Source organism: Weissella sp. DD23, from assembly GCF_001579105.1.
Taxonomy (GTDB): Bacteria; Bacillota; Bacilli; order Lactobacillales; family Lactobacillaceae; genus Weissella; species Weissella cibaria.
In genome coordinates, this window is sequence record NZ_KQ970391.1 from 170,313 (window position 1) to 179,042 (window position 8,730).

An 8,730-nucleotide genomic window follows, 5' to 3' on the forward strand; every position below is an offset into this window, starting at 1 on the left:
CGATTGTTTCTGTCTTTGAGGCCGAACAGATGAACGTCTTTGATTACTTTTCAAAGGAAAAGAACGCTGCAGCACGTGAGGACGTTGAAGAGGCGCTTAAACGTTACCGACAAACGGCAGTTGATGCCGGTGTTGGTCATGTTGACACGGTATTCGCTGAAGGCGAGCCTGGTGAGGTGATTGTTAAGGATGTCATTCCATCAGTCAAGCCGGATATGGTTGTGATTGGGTCACACTCACAACGAGGCGCGGAAAAGTATTTTGGCTCACAATCTAGTTATGTGGCAAATAATGCCCCTGTAACGGTCATGATTGTTCGCTAATTTTAAAGGTATATAAAAAGCACTTTAACTGAATTGTTAAGGTGCTTTTTTGGTATTCTGACGGTCTGAATTAGGTTCCTTTTCCGGCTGACAAGGCTTGTGGTTTACTGTACAATGGTTAGCGTTATATAACTTTGGGATATTTTGTGGAGGGTAATGATGGAACTGTTAAGTCAGTATATCGATGCGTATTTATCAACGCTGAAGTATTTAGACGAAGTTGTTTCGGAACCGGCAGCTGATTATGGTTTGTCGTTCGAACAATATTTGATTATGCATAGCATCGCTGATCAAGATGGGTTAACGCTAACGGATGTCGTTGAACGACGACATGTTACGCGGGCAGCCGTATCACGTCAAATTAAGATGTTGTTGAAGAAAGAATTCATTTATCAAGAACCTGATGAAATGGATCGTCGCCGCATGTTGCTACATTTAACTGAAGCGGGCGCGGATGTCGAGCGAATTGTGACGAAACGCGTCGAAAATCGCTTTGATGGCTGGGTGGAGTCTTTTGGGGAAGACAAAGCACACAAAGTATTGGCGTTTATTCGTCAGTTCGACGATAAGGTCGTTTCAAAGACGAAGGCAAAAGTAAAAGCACGAAACTTAGAGTAATAGCATGAGATGCCGGACAAATCAGAGGGGGATTTGTCCGGCTTTTTTATAAAAAGGGGTGGTTTTGCATCATTTTTGGTACTTTTCGTTGTTTAGCTAAGTATTGCGGTAGGATAGTAAGTGTTCAGAGATGAACCGTGGTTTCTCTCTCTCTATTAGACCACGTAAAACTCTTTTCTCTTTATCTTAATTTACGTTAAGAAATAAACAGTGGCTTCTCACCACTGAAATTAAATGCTCCGCGGATACGCGGGGCTTTTTGCTATTTTTGAGGCTTGAATTCATCGGCTGGTTGTTGTATCATATAGAAGTTGATTTTTGGGCATTAGCCAAGCGGTAAGGCAACGGTTTCTGGTACCGTCATGCACTGGTTCGAATCCAGTATGCCCAGTGATAACGGAAAGACGTTTCTGATTTTTCGGAAGCGCCTTTTTATTTTGCGTTTATTTGTGAATAAATGTTTCACAAATGGAAAAATCGACTAATTTGTACCACACACGTTGCGAAATGTCGCTATTCGAACGTTGTACAGATATTCACATTGTAAGTGAATTATGCTAAACTATAAAAGATTTGAAACTTATATTAAGTAATTGTGGAGGAATATAATCATGGCACAACACCACCAAAAGGTTGTTCTTGTCGGAGACGGTGCGGTTGGTTCATCATACGCATTCGCATTGATGCAACAAGGTATCGCCGAAGAATTGGTAATCGTTGATATTATGAAGGAGCGTACGGAAGGTGACGCTTTGGACTTGGAGGACGCAGCTCCTTGGACGTTTAACAAGAATGTCTACTCAGGTTCATATGACGATGCCAAGGATGCCGACTTGGTTGTTATCACGGCCGGAGCCCCACAAAAGCCAGGTGAGACGCGTTTGGACTTGGTTGACAAGAACTTGAAGATTATCAAGTCAATCGTGTCACCAATCGTTGAATCAGGATTTAACGGTATCTTCTTGGTTGCTGCTAACCCAGTTGATATTTTGACAATGGCTGTACAAAAGTTCTCAGGATTCCCAAAGAACCGGGTCTTCGGATCAGGTACGTCATTGGACACGGCCCGCTTGCGCATGGCTTTGGCAAAGAAGTTCAATGTCTCACCTGAGGCAGTTGATGCTTACATTTTGGGTGAGCACGGTGATTCAGAGTTCGCTAACTTTGATGAAGCTTTGATCGGTGGCCGTCCATTGAAGTTGTGGGCTGCTGAAGCAGGTATCTCAGACGCTGATTTGGATCAAATCTTGTACGACACAGCACACAAGGCATACGAAATCATTAACCGTAAGGGCGCAACGTTCTACGGTATCGGAACGTCATTGGCCCGTATTACGCGAGCAATCTTCCGAGATGAGAAGATGGTCTTGCCAGTTGGTGCCTGGATGGAAGGTCAATACGGTTTGAACGATATTTACATCGGAACGCCTGCTGTTATCGGTGCTAACGGTGTTGAAGCTGTTATTGAAGCAACGTTGTCTGAAGAAGAAGCTGCTAAGATGGCAGCCTCAGCTAAGACTTTGAAGGAAGTTGCTGAAGGTGGTTTCGCCCGTTTGGACGCCTAAATAAATATTAGTAATTAAGAAAGACGCGACTATTCAATTTGAGTAGTCGTGTCTTTTTGTCGAAAATTCACAAACTAACCAACTTTAAAATCCACATCTTTAGCTCGGTGGGCCTGGTTTATAATGCTATTTTTCACAAGAAGTTTTGTGACTACTCATTTTTACAAAGAAAGCGTACAATGAAAATTATTAATATTATTACGCAATTATTTAAAGAGGTATTAAACTCATGGCTGAGATGAAGAAGTATGGTGCCGACCTAGTTGTCGACAGCTTGAACAATCACGGCGTTGATTTGGTATTCGGAATTCCCGGTGCTAAGATCGACCGTTTGTTTGAAACGTTGGAACACCCAGCAGAAGGTGCTGTGTCACCTAAGTTGGTTGTTACGCGTCACGAACAAAACGCTGCCTTTATGGCACAAGGATTTGCTCGCATTACAGGAAAGACGGGAGTTGTGATTGCAACGTCAGGACCTGGTGTTGGTAACTTGGCTTCAGGTTTGATGACGGCGAGCGCTGAAAACGATCCAGTATTGGCCATCGGTGGACAAGTACCTCGTAAGGACTTGTACCGTTTGACACACCAAAGCACGCCATCAGCTGCTTTGTTTGAGCCAATCACGAATTATTCAGTTGAAATCCAAGATCCAAACAACATTTCAGAAATCTTGTCAAACGCGATTGCACAAGCCAATGGTCCTAAGCCTGGTGCTGCTTTTGTTTCTTTGCCACAAGATGTTGACGATGCAATTGTTGAAGCTAATGCATTGCCACGTGTTGAGCCAGCTCGTATGGGTTCAGCCTCATTGACTGATATTGCTTGGTTGGCTGAGCAAGTTAAGCAAGCTGAAATGCCTGTTATCTTGGTCGGCGCACGTGGATCAGACGACGCAACTACGGAAGCATTGCACCAATTGTTGACGCAAACGACGTTACCAGTTGTTGAAACGTACCAAGGTGCTGGGGTTATCTCACGTGATTTGGAAGAAAAGACTTTCTTCGGACGTATCGGTTTCTTCCGTAACCAAGTGGGTGATCAATTGTTGGCCCAATCTGATTTGGTAATTACGGTTGGTTACGATGCAATTGAGTATGAGCCACGTAACTGGAACAAGAATGCTGATTTGCGTATTGTTGCTTTGGATACGGCTGCTGTTCAAATTGATAACAACTTCACGCCAGAGCGTCAATTGATTGGTACGTTGGCCGACACCTTGGCCTTCTTGAAGGAAAAGGTTGCTGGTTACGAGTTGCCAGTCGCTTCACAAAACAAGTTGGCAGAGTTGAAGGCCGCTTTGCGTGCAGCTGACGAGCCTAAGTACACGCCAGCTGATGCTGGTTTGAACCACCCGTTGAATGTTATCAAGTCATTGCAAAACCACATGACAGATGACATGACGTTGACGTCAGACATCGGTTCACACTACTTGTGGTTGGGTCGTCACTTTAAGTCATACGTACCACGCCACTTCTTGATTTCAAATGGTATGCAAACGTTGGGTGTTGGGTTGCCATGGGCCATGGTTGCGGCGATGGTGCGTCCAAATGCTAAGGCAGTTTCAGTATCAGGAGACGGTGGTTTCTTCTTCTCAGGTGTTGAATTGGCAACGGCTGTTCAAATGAAGTTGAATACTGTACACATCGTTTGGCAAGATAATCACCACTACGACATGGTTAAGTTCCAAGAAGAAATGAAGTACGATGGTAAGTCAGCTGGTGTTAAGATCGCTGATATTGATATCGTGAAGTTTGCTGAAGCGGCTGGTGCCAAGGGATTGCGCGTTGATACGCCAGACCAATTGGACGCCGTCTTGGACGAAGCATTTGCGACTGAAGGTCCAGTTGTTGTTGAAGTACCAGTGGATTACTCACACAACTTCGAATTGATGTCACAATTGATTGAATCAGAAATCTAATGATGAGGGGGTGTCCGGTCATGGACGCCCCTTTTTTGTAAAAAAATAGGAGGAATCGAATAATGGCAACGGTTTATCAACATAGTACGTTAGCTGCATTGATGGCAGGATTGTTGGGCGGTACGATAACTGTCGGCGAACTGAAGGAACATGGTGATACAGGTATCGGTACGTTACACGGTGTCGATGGGGAAGTCATCATTTTGAATGGTGAGGTTTACCAAGCTGAGTCATCAGGGAAAGTTAATCATATTACGGACATGTCGACCCTGGTGCCTTTTGCGACTGTGCACCAGGCTCATGGGCCTGAGTCAAAGGCGATTACCTTGAAAGATGTTACGTTGAGTAATGTTGACGTCATTAATGAATACAACTTGTACAATAATTTTTCAGGAATCGGCCTGCATGGTGAGTTTTCACACATCAAGGTGCGTATTGCACCCAAGGCATCTGAACCGTTTCCGTCATTGCTTGAGATTACCAAGCAACAACCAGTTTTCGAACGTGAAAATGTTTCTGGTACGCTGGTTGGCTATTACTCACCTGAGTTATACCATGGTGTGGTAGCTGCTGGTTGGCACGTTCACTTTATTAGTGATGATCGTCAATTTGCGGGCCACGTCTTGGAATTCCAGGCACCTGAATTAACGGGGTCACTGGTGGCGTTCTCTGACTATCAGTTGCATTTGCCAATTGAAAATACCGCTTTCCGTGAACACCATCTCGATATGAACGGGCTTCGCGAAGGTGTTACTGCGGCTGAAGGTAACACAAACGATTAAGAAGATTATGGCAGACACAATTGTCTGCCATTTTTTTGGTAAAGGCGGTACAATGACTGAGTAAGAAAAGTAGAGGTAAAGAAAGATGAGCGAATTTATGCAAGCAGTTGTGACCACTTCAAATGAGGCACAACCACTCGAGGTAATGACGATTCCTGCGCCAGTTGTTTCAGATGAAGATGTGCTTGTTCGTGTGAAAGCTGTGGCGGTTAATCCGGTTGATGGTAAGCAACGTCAAGCGGCAGTCACAAATAAGTCGTCCCATGTTTTAGGTTTTGATGCGACTGGTGAAGTCGTTGCAGTCGGAGCTAAGGTGACGGATTTCAAGTTAGGCGATACTGTATTTTACGCTGGTCAGTTGGGCCGTTTAGGTGCGAATGCAGAGTTGCAAGCGGTCAACGCAGCACTGGTTGCTAAAGCGCCGACAACGTTATCGCACGCTGAAGCAGCTGCGCTACCCCTGACTTTTTTGACGGCATATGAGTTACTAGTCGATAAGTTTGGCCTGACAGTTGCTGAAAATAGTGCAAAGGGTCAAACGATTCTCATTATTAATGGTGCTGGTGGCGTTGGGTCAATCATGATCCAATTAGCAAAGTGGATGGGGATGACGGTCGTTGCGACGGCTTCACGTCAAGAAACAAGCGACTGGGTAACCAAGTTGGGTGCCGATCATGTGGTTAACCACCGACGTGATTATGTGGCGGATATGCACAGCTTGGGCTTTGATTTAGTACCGTACATTGCAATTTTGCATGCCCCGGAAGCCCATTTTGAACAAGCAGCAGCTTTGGTTGGACCGTTTGGCCACATTGGAGCCATTGTGGAGTCAGTGGAACCTTTGCCGGTTGGGTTAATTAAAAATAAGGCAGCATCTCTTGATTGGGAATTTATGTTTGCCAAGGCTAATTATGGGGTCAACATGGCGACACAGGGTCGTGCCCTAGCATTGGCAGCGACGTTAGCAGATCAAGGTGTTTTACGGACAACTTTGACGGAGACGATGACCGGCATGACGGCTGAAACAATTCTGGCAGCACAAGAAAAAGTGGCCGCCGGCAAAGTTAACGGCAAACTCGCGATTGAATTTTAAATAAAATTTAAAAAACGACCGATTCTTTGTGACATTGGTCGTTTTTTGATTCAGTTGACAAAAAACGGATAATTTGAAAACGTGTCACACCTGAACGTTATACCTAGTCTGGCTTGGTGTCGTAATTGTGGGATTGTGTCACACCATTCAAATTTTGAAAACACTTGTGAAAAACATTTTGTGACCGTGAAATTTGCGCGAAAATTATGGCAATATTTACGCAAAATATGGCTTTGTAATACTAATGCAAACTTCGTCATTGTAAACCAATGAATTGTGCCTTGAAGTGCAAATTATTTCGCGTAGAATAAATAACGTACAAATAATAAAGATAATAAAGAAAAGATTAAGAATTGGTTGGTTCTTACGTTTAATAAATCTATATTTGATAGGGGAATATCATAAACATGAATGTATCTGTTAAAAATACGTTATTGGCAGCTGCGGGAACTGTTGCTGCGTTGACTGGATCATCTGTTGTTGCATCAGCAGATTCTGTAACTGTTAAAGCCGGCGATACGTTGTACGCGATTGCAACAGCGCACAATACAACGGTAAATGCCTTGGCTTCAGCAAACGGATTGTCAAACATCAACATGATTTTTGTTGGACAACAATTGCAATTGCCTGGGACATCAGCTAACAACACTGCACCAGCAACAAACAACAACGCATCAGCAAACACAACGACGTCTGCTGGGGCTTCAAACGCAACGTACACGGTTAAGGCCGGTGATTCTTTGTGGGGCATTGCAAACAGCAATGGCATGACTTTGTCAGAATTGTTGTCATTGAATGGGTTGCAAGCAAATTCATACATCTTCCCAGGTGACTCATTGAAGATTTCGGGTGCCGGTGCTGCGACTGCAACACCATCAGCGCCAGCTACAGATAATAGCCAATCTTCTGCTAACACTAACAACAACTGGGGCACTGTTGATAACGGCTACACAAATTCAAACAACACGGTGTCATCAACAAACACGTACCCATACGGACAATGCACGTGGTACGTTAAGGGTGATTTGAACTGGGTTGGTAACTACTGGGGTAACGCAGTAGACTGGGCTTCAACGGCGGTTGCAGCTGGTCACACTGTTAACTCAGTACCAACAGTTGGTTCAATTGCCTACTTTGCAGCTGGTGTTCAAGGTGCTTCATCATACGGACACGTTGCGGTCGTTGATTCAGTTAACGCTGATGGTACAGTGACGATTTCAGAAGCAAACTATGCAGGAATGTTGTATCACGAGCGTACAATTCCAACGTCAGGTTTGTTGTTCATTCACCAATAAGAGAGATTTAATGAGAGCTCGCAAGTGTGGGCTCTTTTTTGTATAACGAGGAGAAAAGTGATGCCGTTCGAACTAACGCCTGGCCGGGTAATTCATACTGATGATGTTGGTCAGATTGACGCAGAAATGCGATTTGATGTCCCAAAAGGTGAGGCCCCTTTTGCCATTACCTTTGCCGAATTTAAAAATAAAATGGCGGGGGCCCGTGTGCAACGCGTGATGATGCAAATGATCATGGCGAGTTTACGCGAAAACATTGGGCAAACATTGCGCAGTGTACTTGGTCGGCCATATCAATTGCAAGGCAATACACCTGCAGAAGGATTTGATGCCGGCGGCTTGATTCAATATGTCTATAATCACGTATTTGGCGTCAGTTTTCCGCAAAATATTGCCAAGCAGTTCACCTTGATTCAGCAAGTGACCTTAGCGGAAACGATGCCGGGGGATATCTTAGTTTGGGGCAGTCTAGCGGTACCGACGGCGGCTGGTGTGTACTTAGGCGGCGGGAAATATATCACGGTTGATATACTAAATGACGTTGTGCAAATCAAAGCGGTGACCCAGTCGTGGTTGCCTGATGTTATTGGATCATTACGTTAATTTTAGGTACGGTCGGGTATAATGATTATGAGGGGGTGACAATATGGAATTTACATTTGAACCAGGCCGTCTATATCATGAAACAGACGGCCAAGTCGACGCAGAAATCCTATTTCCAGCGATCAACGATGGGCAAACGTGGTCGATTGACTACACCTTTGTGGATCCGGCATTGCGAGGCCAAGGGATTGCGGGTCAGTTGTTAGCTGAAGTTGTTCGGCGAGCCCAAGTTGACCAAGTCACACTACGACCGGTTTGTTCATATGCTAGAATGGCGTTCTTTAGGAATCCGGAATATCAGGCTTTGCAGGCCAAAAGTTAAGAGTTAGTTGAAGCATTCCGAAAATAACCGGTGTGCTTTTTAATTTGGGGCGTTTTTCGATATACTTAAAACATAACTAACTTTGGGGGATAATTATGAAACGTGGATTTGCAGTTGTTTCAAAATACGCAACGGCGGGGCTTAATCTTCCCCAACGCGCAACGAAAATGGCGGCTGGATACGACTTTGAGGTCGCTGAGGACTTTACGCT

Annotated in this window: 9 protein-coding genes, 1 tRNA gene and 1 pseudogene; all 11 read left to right on the plus strand. The window is 44.6% G+C overall.

Annotated features, from left to right (window positions below):
• Nucleotides 1-323 (plus strand): universal stress protein (locus WEIDD23_RS03435; protein WP_082778307.1); only part of this gene is annotated, 323 nt, incomplete at its 5' end.
• A 159-nt stretch (nt 324-482) separates the two neighbouring features.
• Nucleotides 483-941 carry a MarR family winged helix-turn-helix transcriptional regulator gene (locus tag WEIDD23_RS03440; RefSeq protein WP_010372265.1) on the plus strand — a complete coding sequence of 153 codons (459 nt, stop codon included), beginning with the start codon at nt 483-485 and terminating at the stop codon, nt 939-941.
• A gap of 319 nt (nt 942-1,260) precedes the next feature.
• Nucleotides 1,261-1,332 (plus strand) — tRNA-Gln (locus WEIDD23_RS03445).
• A 220-nt stretch (nt 1,333-1,552) separates the two neighbouring features.
• Entirely contained in the window at nt 1,553-2,506 is a 954-nt protein-coding gene (locus WEIDD23_RS03450; RefSeq protein WP_010372268.1) for an L-lactate dehydrogenase, read from the plus strand.
• A 229-nt stretch (nt 2,507-2,735) separates the two neighbouring features.
• Complete coding sequence (gene alsS, locus WEIDD23_RS03455; protein ID WP_010372271.1) at nt 2,736-4,424, plus strand: acetolactate synthase AlsS; 1,689 nt, start codon at nt 2,736-2,738, stop codon at nt 4,422-4,424.
• A 62-nt stretch (nt 4,425-4,486) separates the two neighbouring features.
• A complete protein-coding gene (gene budA / locus WEIDD23_RS03460) occupies nt 4,487-5,206 on the plus strand; it encodes an acetolactate decarboxylase (RefSeq protein WP_010372273.1) in 720 nt (239 codons plus the stop codon).
• 85 nt (nt 5,207-5,291) lie between these two features.
• On the plus strand, nt 5,292-6,299 hold the full coding sequence (locus WEIDD23_RS03465) for a zinc-binding alcohol dehydrogenase family protein (RefSeq protein ID WP_010372276.1): 1,008 nt from the start codon (nt 5,292-5,294) through the stop codon (nt 6,297-6,299).
• A 407-nt stretch (nt 6,300-6,706) separates the two neighbouring features.
• Nucleotides 6,707-7,594, plus strand: a complete 888-nt coding sequence (locus WEIDD23_RS03470) for a LysM peptidoglycan-binding domain-containing protein (RefSeq protein ID WP_010372279.1) — start codon at nt 6,707-6,709, stop codon at nt 7,592-7,594.
• A gap of 60 nt (nt 7,595-7,654) precedes the next feature.
• Nucleotides 7,655-8,197 (plus strand): C40 family peptidase, encoded by a 543-nt coding sequence (locus WEIDD23_RS03475; protein WP_010372283.1) that lies wholly within the window; start codon nt 7,655-7,657, stop codon nt 8,195-8,197.
• A 43-nt stretch (nt 8,198-8,240) separates the two neighbouring features.
• Complete coding sequence (locus WEIDD23_RS03480; protein WP_010372287.1) at nt 8,241-8,519, plus strand: GNAT family N-acetyltransferase; 279 nt, start codon at nt 8,241-8,243, stop codon at nt 8,517-8,519.
• A 95-nt stretch (nt 8,520-8,614) separates the two neighbouring features.
• Nucleotides 8,615-8,730: pseudogene (locus WEIDD23_RS14425) on the plus strand (dUTP diphosphatase); the annotation flags it as partial.

Excerpts from the sequence above, each read along its gene's own strand:
- WEIDD23_RS03440 (WP_010372265.1), top strand. The coding sequence starts at position 483 with ATGGAACTGTTAAGTCAGTATATCGATGCGTATTTATCAACGCTGAAG.
- WEIDD23_RS03450 (WP_010372268.1), top strand. The coding sequence starts at position 1,553 with ATGGCACAACACCACCAAAAGGTTGTTCTTGTCGGAGACGGTGCGGTT.
- alsS (WP_010372271.1), top strand. The coding sequence starts at position 2,736 with ATGGCTGAGATGAAGAAGTATGGTGCCGACCTAGTTGTCGACAGCTTG.
- budA (WP_010372273.1), top strand. The coding sequence starts at position 4,487 with ATGGCAACGGTTTATCAACATAGTACGTTAGCTGCATTGATGGCAGGA.
- WEIDD23_RS03465 (WP_010372276.1), top strand. The coding sequence starts at position 5,292 with ATGAGCGAATTTATGCAAGCAGTTGTGACCACTTCAAATGAGGCACAA.
- WEIDD23_RS03470 (WP_010372279.1), top strand. The coding sequence starts at position 6,707 with ATGAATGTATCTGTTAAAAATACGTTATTGGCAGCTGCGGGAACTGTT.
- WEIDD23_RS03475 (WP_010372283.1), top strand. The coding sequence starts at position 7,655 with ATGCCGTTCGAACTAACGCCTGGCCGGGTAATTCATACTGATGATGTT.
- WEIDD23_RS03480 (WP_010372287.1), top strand. The coding sequence starts at position 8,241 with ATGGAATTTACATTTGAACCAGGCCGTCTATATCATGAAACAGACGGC.